The 14,732-nt window shown below is 71.4% G+C and carries 11 protein-coding genes; 2 read left to right on the top strand and 9 right to left on the bottom strand.

Going from position 1 to position 14,732, the window contains the following annotated elements; genetic code table 11:
- Positions 1 to 76 precede the first annotated feature (76 nt).
- Positions 77 to 1,906, bottom strand: a complete 1,830-nt coding sequence (locus JN535_RS09230) for an ABC transporter ATP-binding protein (RefSeq protein WP_307868479.1) — start codon at positions 1,904 to 1,906, stop codon at positions 77 to 79.
- 65 nt (positions 1,907 to 1,971) lie between these two features.
- On the opposite strand from JN535_RS09230, the gene JN535_RS09235 reads away from it, so the two are divergent.
- Positions 1,972 to 2,550: a PH domain-containing protein gene (locus JN535_RS09235; protein WP_205205223.1), complete on the top strand. Its 579-nt coding sequence runs from the start codon at positions 1,972 to 1,974 to the stop codon at positions 2,548 to 2,550.
- Between the two features lie 71 nt (positions 2,551 to 2,621).
- On the opposite strand, the gene JN535_RS09240 is transcribed toward JN535_RS09235, so the two are convergent.
- From JN535_RS09240 to JN535_RS09270, 7 genes are all read right to left on the bottom strand, one after another.
- The gene (locus JN535_RS09240; RefSeq protein WP_205205224.1) at positions 2,622 to 3,659 is read right to left on the bottom strand and encodes an ABC transporter permease; all 1,038 of its coding nucleotides are present in this window, start codon (positions 3,657 to 3,659) and stop codon (positions 2,622 to 2,624) included.
- Positions 3,656 to 5,185, bottom strand: coding sequence for an ABC transporter permease (locus JN535_RS09245; RefSeq protein ID WP_205205225.1), 1,530 nt, complete (start codon positions 5,183 to 5,185; stop codon positions 3,656 to 3,658). Before JN535_RS09245 ends, JN535_RS09240 begins: the two co-directional genes overlap by 4 nt.
- A gap of 245 nt (positions 5,186 to 5,430) precedes the next feature.
- Positions 5,431 to 7,296 (bottom strand): ABC transporter family substrate-binding protein, encoded by a 1,866-nt coding sequence (locus JN535_RS09250; RefSeq protein ID WP_240200855.1) that lies wholly within the window; start codon positions 7,294 to 7,296, stop codon positions 5,431 to 5,433.
- 446 nt (positions 7,297 to 7,742) lie between these two features.
- Entirely contained in the window at positions 7,743 to 8,222 is a 480-nt protein-coding gene (locus JN535_RS09255; RefSeq protein WP_205205226.1) for a carboxymuconolactone decarboxylase family protein, read from the bottom strand.
- Positions 8,223 to 8,387: 165 nt separating this feature from the next.
- Positions 8,388 to 9,473 carry a redox-regulated ATPase YchF gene (gene ychF, locus JN535_RS09260; RefSeq protein WP_205205227.1) on the bottom strand — a complete coding sequence of 362 codons (1,086 nt, stop codon included), beginning with the start codon at positions 9,471 to 9,473 and terminating at the stop codon, positions 8,388 to 8,390.
- Positions 9,474 to 9,525: 52 nt separating this feature from the next.
- Positions 9,526 to 11,112: a hypothetical protein gene (locus JN535_RS09265; RefSeq protein WP_205205228.1), complete on the bottom strand. Its 1,587-nt coding sequence runs from the start codon at positions 11,110 to 11,112 to the stop codon at positions 9,526 to 9,528.
- Complete coding sequence (locus JN535_RS09270) at positions 11,094 to 11,972, bottom strand: ABC transporter ATP-binding protein (RefSeq protein ID WP_205205230.1); 879 nt, start codon at positions 11,970 to 11,972, stop codon at positions 11,094 to 11,096. The genes JN535_RS09265 and JN535_RS09270 overlap by 19 nt, the downstream gene beginning before the upstream one ends.
- A 117-nt stretch (positions 11,973 to 12,089) precedes the next feature.
- Here JN535_RS09270 and rmuC point away from each other — a divergent pair, with 117 nt between their 5' ends.
- Positions 12,090 to 13,595, top strand: coding sequence for a DNA recombination protein RmuC (rmuC, locus tag JN535_RS09275; RefSeq protein WP_205205232.1), 1,506 nt, complete (start codon positions 12,090 to 12,092; stop codon positions 13,593 to 13,595).
- Between the two features lie 45 nt (positions 13,596 to 13,640).
- On the opposite strand, the gene JN535_RS09280 is transcribed toward rmuC, so the two are convergent.
- Positions 13,641 to 14,732, bottom strand: a complete 1,092-nt coding sequence (locus JN535_RS09280) for a 4-hydroxy-3-methylbut-2-enyl diphosphate reductase (protein ID WP_205205234.1) — start codon at positions 14,730 to 14,732, stop codon at positions 13,641 to 13,643.

Raw genomic sequence — 14,732 nt, forward strand, 5'->3', positions numbered from 1 at the left:
CGGAACGGCTCGGGGGCGGCTGCGTGCGCAGCCGCCCCCGAGGCGTCCTCCGATCCGTCCGGCGGTGCGGGCTCGGTCAGAAACCCGCGCCCGCGGTGGGCGGCGCGCTCCGCTCGTGGTCGATGTCGTCGCGGGTCTCGGCGAGCGAGCGCTCCTCGTCCACGAGCGACGACAGCTCGTCGTTCGCGATGTCGCGCGCCGCGGCCGCGAGCAGAGCGTCGCGCGCGGCACGGCGCTCGCGCTGCGCCGCCGGGTCCGGGACGGGGACCGCGGCGAGGAGACGCTGCGTGTACGGGTGCTCCGGGGCGTGCACGATCTGCGCCGTCTCGCCCACCTCGACCAGCTTGCCCTTGTGCATGACGGCGATGCGGTCGGACAGCATCTCGACGACCGCGAGGTCGTGCGAGATGAAGAGGCACGCGAAACCGTGCTCCCGCTGCAGGTCGGTGAAGAGGTCGAGGACCTTGGCCTGCACGGACACGTCGAGCGCCGACGTCGGCTCGTCCGCCACGAGCAGCTTGGGCTCGAGCGAGAGCGCACGGGCGATGCCGACGCGCTGGCGCTGACCGCCCGAGAGCTCGTGCGGGTAGCGGTTGCGCATCGCGCGCGGCAGCTCGACCTGGTCGAGGAGGCGCTCGACCTCGCGGCTGAGCTCCTTGCCCTTGACGCCCTTGTGCAGCATGAGCGGCTCGCCGATGGACTCGCCGATCGGCAGGCGCGGGTTGAGCGACGACCCCGGGTCCTGGAACACGATGCCGACCTCGGTGCGCAGCGGCTTGAGGTCCTTGGTCGTGGCGCCCACCATGTTCCTGCCCACGATCTCGAGCGAACCCCCGGTGACCGGAAGGAGCCCGACCGCCGCACGGCCGATGGTCGTCTTGCCGGAGCCCGACTCGCCGACGAGCCCCAGGACCTCGCCCTGGTGGATCTGCACCGACACCTCGTCGACCGCGCGGAACGCCGCCTGGCGGCGACGCCCCGGGTACTCGATGACCATGTCCCGCGCGTCGAGCACGAGCGGGCGGTCCGCGGCGCCCGCGGCGGGAACCCGGTCGGTGACCATGGTCGCCTCGCGCGTGGACCCGAGGTGCGGGACCGCCTCGAGCAGGCGGATCGTGTACGGGTGCTTCGGCGCACCGAAGATCTCGGCCGACGTGCCCCGCTCGACGACCTGGCCGTCCTTCATGACCATGATCGAGTCGGCCATGTCGGCCACCACGCCCATGTCGTGCGTGATGAGGATGATCGCGGCGTCGACCCGGTATCGCAGGTCGCGGAGCAGCTTGAGGATCTCGGCCTGGACGGTCACGTCGAGCGCCGTGGTCGGCTCGTCGGCGACGAGGAGCTTGGGGTCGCACGCGAGGGCCTGGGCGATCATCGCGCGCTGGCGCTGACCGCCGGAGAGCTGGTGCGGGTACGCGTCGAAGCGGCGCTCCGGCTCGGGGATCTCGACGAGCCGCAGGAGCTCGACCGCGCGCTCCTTGGCGTCGGCGGGGCCGACGTTGAAGTGCGTCCGGATGGTCTCGACGATCTGGAAGCCCACGGTGTACACGGGGTTCAGCGCCGTCATCGGCTCCTGGAAGATCATGGAGATCTCCTTGCCGCGGACGTGCCGCAGCGAGCCGTGCGACATACCGATGAGCTCGCGGTCGCCGAGCTTCGCGGAGCCGCGCGCGCGCCCGTTCGGCGGGAGCAGGCCCAGCAGCGCGAGCGACGACTGGGACTTGCCCGAGCCGGACTCGCCGACGATCGCGAGGACCTCACCGGAGTGGAGGTCGTAGCTCACGTCCGTGGCCGCGGGGTACCAGGCCTTGTCGACGTAGAAGTCCACGCCGAGGTTGCGCACGGTCAGCACGGGGCTGCCCTGGCGCGCGGCCGGGGCCGCGGGAGACGTCTCGATGGCCACGCTGATCAGTGTCCTTCCTGCTGGAGCCGGCGCTCGTGGCGCCTCGACTCTGCGAGCATGGGCGCATGGGTCCCACGCTGGTCTTCCGTTCGACGTACGGCCGAGTCCTCACGGTGGCGACGGGCGCCGTCGCCGTCGCCCTGGTCGTGGTCACGGCCCTGACGGGGGACGTCGCCGCGGTCGCCGGGGCTCTGCTCCCCGCCGCGCTCGTGACGTACCTCGTCTGGATGCTGTTCTGGCGTCCCGCCGTGGAGGTGTCCGACGGCGGGGTCGAGGTCCGCAACGTCGCCCGCACCGTCCACGTGCCGTGGACCGCGTACGAGGGCGTCGAGACCCGGTACTCGCTCGAGGTTCGCTACGCAGGCGGCACGGTGACGGCCTGGGCGGCGCCCCGGTCGAGCGGATCGGCCCGCTGGCTGCGCAGCTCCCGCCGGAACCCCGTGGACCGGGAGCGCGTGGTCAGCGGCGCGAACGCCGAGGCCGTGGCCGAGGCCGTGACGCAGCGGCACGGCCTGCTCGCGGAAGCCGGTCACCTCGACCGCGCGGTGCCCGGCGCTCCGGGCGCCCGCACCACGTGGCACGTCGTGCAGCTCGCCGTGCTGGGCGCGCTCGCGGTCGCGACGGTCGTGGTGCTCACCGCCTGACCGCGGCCGCGGCGCGCCGCGCCGTCCGAGAGGTCGAGGACCTCCCGGACGGGCGGCGACGACGGCGGTCATCAGCTCGCCCCGGCCTCACCGGTCGAGCCCGGCGCGGCGGCGGCCGTGGGACGCGCGACGCGCTTCGCGCGCGCCATCTTGCGCTCCGACGGGATCCGCTTCTGACGCGGGTCGAACGCGTCGCGCAGGCCGTCACCGATGAAGTTGACGCACAGCGCGATCGCGACGATGAACAGACCAGGCCACCAGAACAGCCACGGACGCGTCGCGAACGCCTCCTGGTAGTCGCTGATGAGCTTGCCGAGCGAGGTCGCCGGCGCCTGGATGCCGACGCCGAGGTAGCTCAGCGCCGTCTCGAGCAGGATCGCCGAGCTCATGAGCAGCGTGACGTTGACGATGATCACGCCCACCGCGTTGGGCAGCATGTGCTTGAAGATGATCCGGCTGTTGCTGGCCCCCGCGACGCGCGCCGCGTCGACGAACTCGCGCTCGCGCAGCGAGAGGAACTCGCCGCGCACGAGGCGCGCGAGCGGCGGCCACAGGACGAGGCCGAGGAACGCACCGAGGATGAGCGCGTTGCTGCCGCCGGAGAGCAGAGCGAGCACCGCGCCGATCACGATGACCGGCATCGTGATGATGAGGTCCGTGAAGCGCATGAGCCACGAGTCGGTGGCACCCCGGAAGAAGCCCGACAGCGCACCCACGAGGACGCCCATGAGCGTCGAGATGACGCCGACGGCGAGAACGACGAGCAGCGACGTCTGGGTTCCCTGCATGACGCGCGCGAACACGTCACGGCCGGCCTCGTCCTGGCCGAAGATGTGCTCGGCCGACGGGCGGCCGCCGTTCACGAGGGGGTACGTCGACCCCTGGCCGGACGCCTTGTAGGCGTACCAGCCGTCCCAGCCGCCGATCCCGATGGACGTGATCGCCAGGAGGATGATCCCGACGAGGAAGACGAGCGCGACGACCGCGCCCTTGTGGTGGAAGAAGCGCCGTCGGACGATCTGCCCCTGGGACAGCCCCTCGACCTCGAGCAGCTCGATCTGGTTCTCGAGCGCGCCGCCCTGCGGCGCGTCGTTCGGTGTGTTGCTCATGCGTTCACCCGGATCCGCGGGTCGAGGGCTGCGTAGATGAGGTCAGCCACGATGTTGGCGATGATGGCGAGGGCCGCGACGATGACGAGGTAGGCCATGACGGGATCGATCTCGCCGCCCCGCAACGACCTCAGGAAGAGCAGGCCCATGCCCGGTCGGGCGAAGACCTGCTCCGTGATGATCGCACCGCCGAGCAGCGTGATGACGTCGATGGGGACGATCGTCGCGAGCGGGATCAGCGTGTTGCGGAACCCGTGCCGCATGACGACGGTCCGCTCCGGCAGGCCCTTCGCGCGCGCCGTGCGGATGTAGTCCTGGCTCATCACCTCGAGCATGCTCGAGCGCGAGTAGCGCGTGTACCCGGCGAACTGGATGAGCACGAGCGCGATGGTCGGCAGCAGCAGGTGCGTGTACTGGTCGAGGACCTGCACCCAGAAGTTGCCGCCGAGGTTCGGCGTGCCGTTGCCGATCGTCGGGATGGGACGGCCGTTGATGGCCGGGGCGCCGAAGTACGCCGGCCACACGGACATGACCTTGTCGACGAAGATCATCGACCCGACGAGGAAGGCAGTGATCCCCGCGGCACGCGCGGACACGCCCTTGTCCGGCCCGCCCCACGCGTACCCGATCCCGATGCCGACGGCGACGGTGACGACGGCGAGCACGAGCACGAGCCACCAGTTGTCGACCTGGCGCAGCACCGACTGGATCGGGAAGTAGACGACCACGCCGACGACGACGGTCGTGAGCGAGGCGTACAGCGCGCGGCGGTTCTTCAGGCCCGACACGAGCGCCGTGATCGCGAAGGCGAGGGCGCCGCCCGTGACCACGATGATGACCGGCCCGAGGTTCGGCCGGTCCCACCAGCCGGAGAGCTGGAGGTAGAGCAGCGCGAGCGCGCTCGCGGCGAAACCCATGCCGAAGACCGTGAGGCGTCGGCGCGCGGTGCCGCCGAACGCCAGTGACCACAGGAGGCCGAACACCACCCCGATGACGGCGATCGCGAGGATCGAGAGGTTCGGGTCCCGGAGGAAGTCGTTGAAGCCGATCGCGCCCCACTGCTTGAGCAGGACGGCGACCCAGAAGGCGGGGAGCGAGTAGAGGACGAACGACACGAAGATCGTCAGGTAGTCGAACGTGCTGTACTGGCGCAGCGCGCTGACGATGCCGACCATCACGCCGAAGATCACCGCGAGCACCGTTGCTGCGGCGACGAGCTGGATGGTCGAGATCACGGCGCCCTGGAGCAGCGTCGTGACCTGCTGGCCGGAGCGCCACGCGACGCCGAGGTCCCCCTGCACGAAGTCGCCGAGCCACTTGAAGTAGCGGATGACGACGTTCGTGTTGAGGTCGAGGTCGATCGTGCGCTGATCGATGAGCTGCTGCTTGTTGGGAGCGGTGCTGCCCTCGAGGTCCATGAAGATGTAGGGCCGGATCGCGGCGCTCACGAGCAGGAACATCGCGAACGTGGACACGAGGAGGGTGGCCAACCCTGCCAGCACACGCCGCGAGATGAAGGAGAACATCGGAGGTCTTACCTCGCTGGTCGGTAGGGACCCCGGGTCTGGGGCCGGTCGATTCTACGCGCGGGTCTCGCGTGATCGTGAACCGACGGCGACAGCCCGTCAGTGGGGTGACGTCGGGGACGGGAGCACGCGAGGACCGGGGGTTCCGGGGCGGACGAGCCGCCGGGACCCCCGGTCCCACACTCGGACGAGCCCGCCGCCGTCCGGATCGGACGACGGCGGGCCGCGTCAGGGCGTCAAGGAGCTCAGCCCTCGAACGTCCAGTTCCAGAACCCGTGGAAGATCGTCGGGCTGATCGTGATCGACTCGACGCCCTTCAGGTTCTCGTCCCAGCCCTGGATGGCGGGGAACTGGAAGATGGTCACACCGAAGCCGTCGGCCCAGAGGTTCTTCTCGACCTCGAGCTGGAGCTGGAACTGCTCCTCGGGGTCGGTCGCGACCTGCAGCTGGTCGAGCGCGGCGTCCACGGCCGGGTTGTTGTACTGGCCGTAGTTGTTGATGCCCGGCGTCGGGGCCCAGCGGAAGTTGGCGTCCGACTCGGTGACCGCGGTCGATGTCGACTGCCAGCCGAACAGCGACGCGTCGTACTGGTCCTGGCCCGTCGCGAGGAGAGTGCCCCACTCGGCGGCCGGACGGCCGGTGTCCTGGATCGTGAACCCGGCCTGCGAGGCGGCGTCCGTGATGAGCGCGAGCTGGTTCACGCGGCGCGTGTTCTCGTTGTTGTACGCGAAGCGCACCGTGATCGGGGTCGCGACCCCGGCGTCGGCGAGCAGCTGCTTCGCCTTCTCGATGTTCTCGGCCGCCTTCGACGGGTCGTAGAAGTCCGAGCCGTTCTCCGCGACCATCTGGTCGTAGTTCGGCGAGCCGGGGAGGAGGATGTTCGAGTTACGCACCTCGGCGTCCGGGTTGAGCGGCTTGATGAGGTTGTCGACGATCGTCTGGCGCGGGATCGTCAGCAGGAACGCCTGGCGGACGGCCTTGGCCTTCTCCGCGTCGCCACCGTAGGTCTGCGGGTCGAACGGTCCGCCGTTCTGGAAGACCAGGTCGACGTGCTCGTACGTGCCCTCGATGCCCGAGTGGGTCTCGACGCCGTCGAGCGCCTCGAGCGCGGTCCGGACGTCGGCCGAGGCCTGCGGGCCGATGAGGTCGACCTCACCGTTCTGCAGCGCCTGCACCTGGGCCATCGGGTCCTCGATGTAGCGGACCGTGATGGTGTCGACCGAGGCCTTGTTCTTGCCCTGGTAGTCCGGGTTCGCCTTCAGCGTGAGGAACTGGTTCTCCTCGTACTCCTCGAGCGTGTACGCGCCGTTCGAGACGTAGAGCGCCGGGTCGTCGGGCAGCGACGTGAACTCGAAGCCGGAGTTCCAGAACGACGAGATGGGCGAGAGCGCGGCGGTGTCGCCGTTGACGATGGCGTCGCGGAGCGCGTCCTTGGCCTCCTGCGGGTCCTCGATGCCGAGCGCCTTCTGCGCGACGACGTGGGCCGGGACGAACTCGTTCGTGAAGCTGAGCTCCCAGTCACCGAACGGCTTGTCGTAGACGAACGTGATCGTCTTGCCGTCCTCGGAGATCTCGGGCGTCTGCGTGATGAGCGCGATGCCGGGGTCCGTACCGTCGAAGTAGACGCCCGCGTCCACCTCGTCCTGGTTGATGACGTTACCCTCTTCGTCCAGCTCGGCCTCGACCGTGTTGAACTTGCTGGACAGGGCGGCCCAGCTGAGGAGCATGTCGGTCGCGTCGAACGCGGTACCGTCAGACCACTTCGTGTTCTCGTTGACCGTGTACTCGATGGTCAGCGGGTCGTCGGAGACCTTCTCGTACGTGCCGAACGACTCGTCCTGGACGATGTTCAGGTCGGCGTCGTAGTAGTTGAAGCCCGAGTTGAGCATGTAGTTGATGACCGCGTTCTGGGTCGCGTTCCCGTTCTGGGAGCTCAGGTTGAGCTCGTTGAGCGGAGCCTCCCACGCGACGGTGACCGCAGACTCGGTGTTGATGCCCGCGTCGTCGCCGCCGTCGGTCTCGCCGTCACCCGACGTGCCGCTGCACGCGGAGAACAGCAGTGCCCCCGTGACCGTCACGGCGAGAGCGGCACTGGTGCGCCTGATCTTCAATGTTCCTCCTCCAAGGGATGGTGGGCGCGGACGGACGGGCGTTCGTTCACCCCCCGGGCCGCCCCGTCGCCCGCGAGCCGGTTGGTGTCGGCGCGCGTGGACGGGAATGCCCACCACGGTTTGGGGCAACGCTACCCAGCAAGTTGCGACGCTTCTCCCCCTTGCCCGGTTGCTGCGGTCGATCGTTACCGAGTTGATACTGGCCGGTACGCAGACGTTTCCGCCCTGCGACAGCAGGGAAACACGCACGAAACGACTCCTGGCCCGGTCCGGCAGACCTGCCTCGTCTCACGATGCGGCAGGCGGTCAGGCCCCGGCCCGCGTCTCGACCGGGACGCCGCCAGGGTCGGTGCGTCGACGATCTCGCGCAGAGCGGCGACCTACTCGGCCGACTCCAGCGACGCCAGGCGCTTGGACGGCAGGGAGTCGCTCGCGTCAGGACCCGCTCAGCTCCAGGAACCACCGGCGAGCTGACGTGTCGTCGCGTTGAGCCTGTTGAACAGGTTGGTCGTCGCGACGTAGAGGACCAGGGCGGCCAGCTGGCGCTCGTCGAAGAAGCTCGCCGCCTCGTCCCACACTTCGTCGGGGACGGCGTCCGGTCGATCGGCCAGCCGGGTGACGCTCTCCGCCAGCGCGAGGGCGGCGCACTCCTCGTCGGTGAAGTACGGCGTCTCACGCCAGGCGACCACCGCGTGCAGGCGCTCGTCGCTCTCGCCTGCCTGCTTCGCGGACCTCACGCCCGACTCCACGCAGAGGCTGCAGCCGTTGATCTGGCTGGTCCGCAGGTGCACGAGCTCGAGCGTCGCGTGCGGAAGGTCCGTCTGCCGGGCTGCCTTCATCAGCGCGAAGATCGCGCCCGAGGCACCCTCGAGGAGCGTTGCCGGGTTCGACATCCGGGGCGTCGCGACGGGGGTCGTGGAAGTCATCGCCGTTCTCCTTGCCGTGGTGGCTGCTCGGTACGCTTCGAGCCTCGCAGGCCACCCGACCTCGAACAACGACCGGTCGAGCAACGTCCCTTGCGCCCCGGGTTAACGATCGGACCGAGGACGCCGGCTGGAGCGCCCGGCGTCAGCAGGGCATGACGAGCCGGGTCAGACGTTGAACCGGAACTCCACCACGTCGCCGTCGGCCATGACGTAGTCCTTGCCCTCGACGCGCGCCTTGCCCGCGGCCCGCGCGGCAGCGACGGACCCCGTCGCGACGAGGTCCTCGAAGGAGACGACCTCCGCCTTGATGAAGCCGCGCTCGAAGTCGGTGTGGATGACGCCGGCCGCCTGCGGCGCGGTCCAGCCCTTGCGGATGGTCCAGGCGCGTGCCTCCTTGGGACCCGCGGTGAGGTAGGTCTGGAGCCCGAGGGTGTCGAAACCGACGCGCGCGAGCTGGTCCAGCCCGGCCTCGTCCTGCCCCGACTCGGCGAGCATCTCCTTCGCCTCGTCCGGCTCGAGCTCGACGAGCTCGGACTCGAACTTCGCGTCGAGGAAGATCGCCTGGGCCGGCGCGACGAGTGCGCGCAGACGATCCTGCAGGTCGTCGTCCGCGAGACCGGCGTCGTCGGTGTTGAACACGTAGATGAACGGCTTGGCCGTGAGGAGCTGGAGGCTCGCCACGTCAGCGAGGTCGAGCCCGGCGGCGGCGGCGCCCTGGAAGAGGGTCGTGCCGGCCTCGAGGATCGCCTGCGCCTTTTTCGCGGCGTCGAGGAGGGCCGCGTCGCCCTTCTTGATCTTCACCTCCTTCTCGAGGCGAGGAACCGTCTTCTCGAGCGTCTGGAGGTCGGCGAGGATCAGCTCGGTGCTGATGGTCTCGATGTCGCCCTCGGCGTCGGTGGAGCCCTCGACGCGGACGACGTCCGGGTCGGAGAACGCTCGGGTCACCTGGCAGATCGCGTCGGCCTCGCGGATGTTCGCCAGGAACTTGTTGCCGAGCCCCTCCCCCTCGCTGGCACCCTTGACGATCCCGGCGATGTCGACGAACGACACGGTCGCGGGCAGGACGCGCTGGCTGCCGAAGATCTCGGCGAGCTTGTCGAGCCGCGGGTCGGGGAGCGAGACGACGCCGACGTTGGGGTCGATCGTCGCGAACGGGTAGTTCGCGGCGAGGACCTGGTTGCGCGTCAGGGCGTTGAACAGGGTGGACTTGCCGACGTTGGGCAGGCCGACGATGCCGATAGTGAGTGCCACGTCGCCCGAGTCTACGGGCCGGGGCCGCGGTGCGCGGACCCCGGCCCGGACGTCAGGCCGCCGACATCACCTTCTGCAACAGCTCGGGCGCACGCCGGTCGTAGGCGCGCGCGCCCCACCGGACGCCGAGGAGCAGGACGACGACGCCCACGGCGGCGCCCACGACGAGCGTCACCCAGCCCACGGCCGGCAGGTCGGCCAGGATCGCGACGAGACCCGGCACGAGGAACGGGATCGACAGCGCGAGGACGAGGAGCATCGCGACCGACTGCGCGACGAGCGTCGCCATCGCCGCGCCCTGCGGCTGCTTGAACGGGCTGTCGCCCGGCTTGGGCACCGGGTACAGCAGCCGGGCCGACGTCGCGCTCGAGACGCCGGTCGCGACCAGGAGCGTGCCGACCGTCAGGCCGAGCAGCGCCGGCAGCGTGTCCCACCGTCCCGCCACGGCGACGGAGACCACCGCGAACACCATCGTCACGACGCCCCCGGCGACGAGCACCGGGAGGGCCCGACCCCACCGGTCCGCGCGTCCGGAGACCCCCGTCGTCACGTGCAGCGCGAACGCCGTGTGGTCGTACGCGATGTCCGCCGAGATCGAGAAGCCGAGGATCCACGCGGTGAAGGGCGCGAGCGCGAGGAAGATCTCCGAACCCGACCCCCCACCCACCACGAGCAGCACGACCGGGATGAGCGGCACGACGGCGATGGACCCCGAGTAGCGCGGGTCGCGGAGCCAGTAGGTCGCGGTGCGCGCCGCGACCGCCCCGGTCGGTGTCGCGGGGAACCGGGAGAAGAAGCCCAGCCCCTTGGCCCGGCTGCCCGCCCCGGAGGTGGGCGGCGTGACGAGCGCCCGGGAGAGCGCCTTGTCCCACACGACCCAGGCCAGGACGAGCGTGACCAGCGCGACGACGAGACGCGCGAGCGCGAGGCCCCACGCGCCGTCGTGCACGGCGGCGCCCAGTCCCCACGGCGCGCCGAACGGCGTCCACGCCGCGATCTCGGCGAGGCGCGTCACCATGCCCCGCACGGCGTCGCCGTCCACGGGGCCTTCCCCGAGCTGCGAGCCGACCCAGGCGAAGGCCGGGCCGACGAGGACGAGCGGCACGAAGGCGGCGATCGTGACGACCTCGCGGTAGCGGCGCGACTCGAGCAGCGGCGCGAGGGCCGTCGTCGTCGCCCGGGAGCCGACGACGCACAGCGCCACCGCGAGGACCGCACCGACGAGCGCGGCGAGCACCGCGAGCGGCGTGCGCCACCACGCGAAGGAGACGCCGAGCGCGGCCAGCGCCGTGACGATCCCGGGGACCGAGACGACCCCCGCGACGGCGAGGCCGGCGAGCAGCCGGCGCTGCGGGATCCCGAACAGGACGAAGCGCTGGGGGTCGAGGGTCGCGTCGACCCCGAACGCGAAGAGCGGGATCACCCACCACCCGAGGACGGCGAGCGCTCCGACGAGAACCATGATCGACCCCGCGAGGACGGGGTCGTCCGTGCCGAGCACGACCATCCCGACGACGAGCATCCCCACGACGAACAGCCCGTAGAGCGCCCCGACGAGGAACCCGATCGTCTGCCACACGCTCCGCCGGAACGTGTTGCCCATGAGGGTGAGCTTGAGCCTTACGAACTGCGCAACCACGCGAGGCCCTCCGTGCTCTGCCGTCCGCCGACGAGGTCGACGAAGCGGTCCTCGAGGCTCTGGTCTCCGCGCACCGCGTCGACCGTCCCCGCCGCGAGGACGTGCCCGCCCGCGACGACCGCGACGTGGTCGCACATGCGCTGCACCAGGTCCATGACGTGCGACGACACGACGACGGTCCCGCCGCTCGCGACGTAGCCCGCGAGGATGTCGCGGATGTTGGCGGCCGAGACAGGGTCGACCGCCTCGAACGGCTCGTCGAGGACGAGCGTGCGCGGGGCGTGGATGAGCGCGGTCGCGAGCGCGATCTTCTTGGTCATGCCGGCCGAGTAGTCGACGACGAAGGTGTTCGCGTCCTTGGCGAGGTCGAGCGCCGCGAGGAGCTCGGCGGTGCGCTCCGCCACGGTGTCCCGGTCCATGCCGCGCAGGAGGCCCGCGTAGGTGACGAGCTGCGCGCCGGTGAGCCGGTCGAACAGCCGGACGCCGTCGGGCAGCACGCCGAGCTGCCGCTTGCCGGCCACGGGGTCCGCCCAGAGGTCGGTGCCGTGGACATGCGCGGAGCCCGCGTCGGGACGCAGCAGCCCGGTCGCCATGGACAGGGTCGTCGTCTTGCCCGCGCCGTTGGGCCCGACGAGCCCGTAGAACGAGCCCGCCGGGACGTCCAGGTCGATGCCGGCGACGGCGATCTTCTCGCCGAACCGCTTCCACAGCCCGCGCAGCGAGAGCGCGGCGGCGGGGTCGGGCGGCGTCGGAGGGCCGGGCTGCGTGCCGGGGTGGGGGCCCGGTGCCGCTCCGGGCACCGGACCCTGAGCGAGCGCACCGGCCGGCGCGACGGGTGGTACGGGGGTGGGATCGACCATGCGACCAACGTAGCGGAGCCCTCCGACCTCGGCCGGTGCCTTTTGTCACGACCTGTCCGCCAGGGCGCGCGACGTGTCGACGGCCGTCGTGTCGGTCCCCCGTGGGAGGGTGCCGCCATGGACACCTCGGGATGGTTGCTCTTCGCCGTCGGCCTCGTGCTGGGGCTCGTCGGCGGCGCCGCGCTCGTCCTCACCGTGCGGCGCGCCTCGCCCGACGCCGCCGCGGCGGAGGTTCGCCGGCTCACCCAGCTCCTGGGGCAGGCGCAGCAGGAGGCGGCGCGCGGCGCGGGCCTGGCGGAGCGGCTGGAGGCCGAGCGCGAGGGCTTCGCGCGCCAGCTCGGCGCGGCGCAGCGCAGCGCGGACGAGCGCCTCGACCTCGCGCGGGCGGCCCACGAGCAGCAGCTGGCCGAGCTGCGGGCGGCGGCCGAGCGCCGCGTCGAGGAGGTCCAGGGTGACCACCGCCGGCTCGAGGCGCAGTTCGAGGCGCTCTCGCGCAAGGTGCTGGCCGCGGGCACGGAGCAGTTCCTCGTCCAGGCGGAGGAGCGCCTGCGCCGCAGCCAGGAGCAGGGCGCGGCCGAGCTGGAGCGCCGCGAGGAGGCGGTGCGCCACCTCGTGGAGCCGCTCGCGGGTGCGCTCGAGAAGGTGCGGGCCGAGGTCGCCGAGGCCGAGCGTGCCCGGCTCGCCGCGCACGGCAGCCTTGCCGAGCAGGTGCGCGGGGTGCGCGACGCGTCGGAGCTCCTGCGCGCCGAGACGTCGCAGCTCGTCACCGCGCTGCGGTCGTCCCAGGTGCGCGGCGCGTGGGGGGAGCTGCAGCTCCGGCGCGTGGTCGAGGCGGCCGGAATGCTCCCCCACGTCGACTTCGTGGAGCAGGACCAGGTCGCGACGGACGACGGTGCGCTGCGCCCCGACATGGTGGTCCGCCTCGCCGGTGGCAAGCAGGTCGTGGTCGACGCCAAGGTCGCGTTCCTCGGCTATCTCGACGCGCAGGGCGCGACCGACCCTGCGGTGCGCGCCGACCGGCTCGCCGCGCACGCGCGCCACATGCGCAAGCACGTCGACGACCTCGGCGCCAAGCGCTACTGGGACCAGTTCGCCCCGGCGCCGGAGTTCGTCGTCATGTTCGTCCCGGCGGAGTCGTTCCTCTCGGCCGCCGTCGAGCAGGACCCGTCGCTGCTCGAGCACGCCGTCGCGAAGAACGTCGTCATCGCGACGCCCATGACCATGGTCGCGATGCTGCGGACCATCGCGTACGCGTGGCGGCAGGACGCCCTGGCCACGAACGCGCAGCAGGTGCTCACGCTCGGCAAGGAGCTGCACGGCCGCCTCGCGGTCATGGGCTCGCACCTCGCCAAGCTCGGGCGCCAGCTCCAGAGCGCCGCGGACTCCTACAACCGGACGGTCGGTTCGCTCGAGACGCGCGTGCTCGTCAGCGCGCGCCGGTTCGCGGACCTGCACGTCGTCGACGACGAGCTCGCGACGCCGCCGACCGTGAACCCGCAGCTCAGCGCGGTGAGCGCGCCCGAGCTGCTGGCGTCCGTCAACGAGTCCGTGATCGCGATCGACGAGCGCGACGACCGTGAGGAGTCCCGTCGGGAGCCGTCCGCCGGCGGGGCGAGCGCCTGACCGCTCGCCCCGAGCCGGCGGCTGCCGTCGACCCCGGCGCGGGCGTCAGACGGGCTGGACGGAGAGCGAGGTGCGCCCCCCGCGGGCCGGACGACCGCCGTCCGACCCGGACGCCTTGAGGTCCGCGCGCAGCTCCCGCGGCAGCGAGAACATGAGGTCCTCGGTCGCGGTGCGCACCTCCTCGACCTCGCCGAACCCCCGCTCCGCGAGGTAGGCGATCACGTCGTCCACGAGGATCTCGGGCACCGAGGCGCCGGACGTCACCCCGACGGTCGTCGCGCCCTCGAGCCAGGCCGGGTCGATCTCCTTCGCCCGGTCGACGCGGTACGACGCCCCGGCACCGGCCTGGAGCGCGACCTCGACGAGACGCACCGAGTTGGACGAGTTCGCCGAGCCCACGACGATGACGACGTCCGCGTCGGGCGCGAGCTTCTTCACCGCGACCTGGCGGTTCTGCGTCGCGTAGCAGATGTCGTCGCTCGGCGGGTCCTGGAGGGTCGGGAACTTCTGCCGCAGCCGGCGGACCGTCTCCATGGTCTCGTCGACGGACAGCGTGGTCTGCGAGATCCACACGACCTTGTCGGGGTCGCGGACCACGACGTCGTCGACGTGGTCGGGCGAGTCGACGACCTGGACGTGGTCGGGCGCCTCGCCCGCCGTGCCCTCGACCTCCTCGTGCCCGGTGTGGCCGATGAGGAGGATGTCGTAGTCGTCCTTGGCGAAGCGCACGGCCTCCTTGTGCACCTTGGTCACGAGGGGGCACGTGGCGTCGATGGTGTCGAGGTTCCGCGCCGCCGCGGCGGCCTTGACCGCGGGCGAGACGCCGTGCGCCGAGAACACGACGCGCGCGCCCTCGGGGACCTCGTCGGTCTCGTCCACGAACACCGCGCCGCGCTCGCTCAGCGTCTCGACGACGAACTTGTTGTGCACGATCTCCTTGCGCACGTACACCGGCGCGCCGTAGTGCTCGAGCGCCTTCTCGACCGCGACGACGGCCCGGTCCACGCCCGCGCAGTAGCCGCGCGGCGCGGCCAGCAGGACGCGCTTGCGAGGCGCGGGGTTCTGCGGGGCCGCCTCCGACGGGACGGCGGGGCGGTCGGACGGGTGCGCGGACGAGCCGGCGGGGTGGTCGCTCAC

The organism is Cellulosimicrobium cellulans (genome assembly GCF_016921195.1).
GTDB lineage: Bacteria > Actinomycetota > Actinomycetes > Actinomycetales > Cellulomonadaceae > Cellulosimicrobium > Cellulosimicrobium cellulans_F.